Origin of the sequence: Pseudomonas sp. GM_Psu_1, assembly GCF_026544185.1 — a bacterium.
GTDB classification, from domain to species: domain Bacteria; phylum Pseudomonadota; class Gammaproteobacteria; order Pseudomonadales; family Pseudomonadaceae; genus Chryseomonas; species Chryseomonas oryzihabitans.
The window spans coordinates 1-1,494 of sequence record NZ_JALNUX010000035.1; the positions used below are offsets into that span (position 1 = coordinate 1).

The following is a 1,494-nucleotide window of genomic DNA, read 5'->3' on the forward strand; positions in this document are numbered from 1 at the left end:
CTGGCGCAGCGGCGCCGGCGAAGGAGAAAGGGTGGCGGCGCGGATCACTTGTTCCACGTGGAACCGGGGCCGGGCACGGACGTCGTGGTACACCCGGCCGAGGTACTCGCCGAGCAGACCGAGGCCGACGAACTGGGCGCCGGTAAAGATGAACAGCACGGCGAACAGCGAGAACACGCCATCGGCCGCCCACTCGGCGCCGTGGGTGACGCGCAGCACCAGCAGCAGCGCGGCGAAGAGGAAGCCGAAGACCGCCAGGCCACCGCCGAACAGGCTGAGCATGCGCAGCGGGGTGGTGGTCATGCAGGTCAGTAGGTCGAACATCAGGTTGATCAGCTTGAGGAAGCCGTACTTGGAATCCCCGTGTTCGCGCTCGGCGTGGGCCACCTCGATCTCGGTGGTGTGGCGGGCGAAGCTGTTGGCCAGGATCGGGATGAAGGTGCTGCGCTCGTGGCAGGCCAGCATCGACTGCACCACCTGGCGGCGATAGGCGCGCAGCATGCAGCCGTAGTCGCGCATGGCGACGCCGGTGGAGCGCTGCACGGCGCGATTGATCAGCCGCGACGGCAGGGTGCGCAGGTAGGAATCCTGGCGCTGCTGGCGCACGGTGCCGACCACGTCGTAGCCCTGGGCGGCGGTGTGCACCAGGCGCGGGATCTCTTCCGGCGGATTCTGCAGATCGGCGTCCAGGGTGATGATCAGATCGCCCCGGGCCTGCTCGAAGCCGGCGAGGATCGCCGAGTGCTGGCCGTAGTTGCGATTGAGCAGCACCGCCACGACCGGGCTGTCCGGCTCGCTGGCGGCCCGCTGCAGGATCTCGGCGCTGCGGTCGCGACTGCCGTCGTCGACCAGGATGATCTCCACCTGGCAATCCAGCAGGCGGCAGGCGGCGCGGGTGCGGCGCAAGAGTTCCGGCAGGCTGGCTTCTTCGTTGTAGACGGGGATCACCACGGATACCCGGTCGATGGCATAGGGCTTCATGCGCCTTTCTCCAGCAGGTCTTCGATGGCGCCGACCACGCGGTCGACGTCGGCGAGGGTCATGTCGGGAAACAGCGGGATGGAGCACAGCCGTGCCGAATTCCATTCGCTGTTGGGCAGCGCCAGCTCGGGCCAGCGCTCGCGGTACCAGGGATGCAGGTGGGTGGCGGTGAAATGGATGCCGGTGCCGATGCCGCGCGCCTTGAGGCCAGCCATGAAGGCTTCGCGCTCCATCCCGCACCGCTCGGGGCAGATGCGCAGGATGTAGAGGTGCCAGGCATGGGTCTGGGCGTAGTCGGGCAGCGCCAGGGGCGCGACCGGCAGCTGGGCCAGGCGCTGGGTGTAGGCCTGGGCCAGCAGCCGGCGACGGCTGTTGATGTCGCCCAGGCGATCCAGCTGCACCAGGGCCAGGGCGGCGTGGATGTCCGAGAGGTTGTACTTGAAGCCGGGCTCCTGCACCTGGGCCTGGGGCTTGCGACCCAGGGTCTGGCGGTCGAAGGCATCCACCGCCAGG

Annotated in this window: 2 protein-coding genes; both read right to left on the bottom strand. The window is 68.6% G+C overall.

Features of this window, described 5'->3' with window-relative positions; genetic code table 11:
* Positions 1–981: undecaprenyl-phosphate 4-deoxy-4-formamido-L-arabinose transferase (gene arnC, locus OXS31_RS23325; protein ID WP_267402355.1), on the bottom strand; the 981-nt coding region annotated here is incomplete at its 3' end.
* Positions 978–1,494: DegT/DnrJ/EryC1/StrS family aminotransferase (locus tag OXS31_RS23330; protein ID WP_267402357.1), on the bottom strand; the 517-nt coding region annotated here is incomplete at its 5' end. The genes OXS31_RS23330 and arnC, both read right to left, overlap by 4 nt.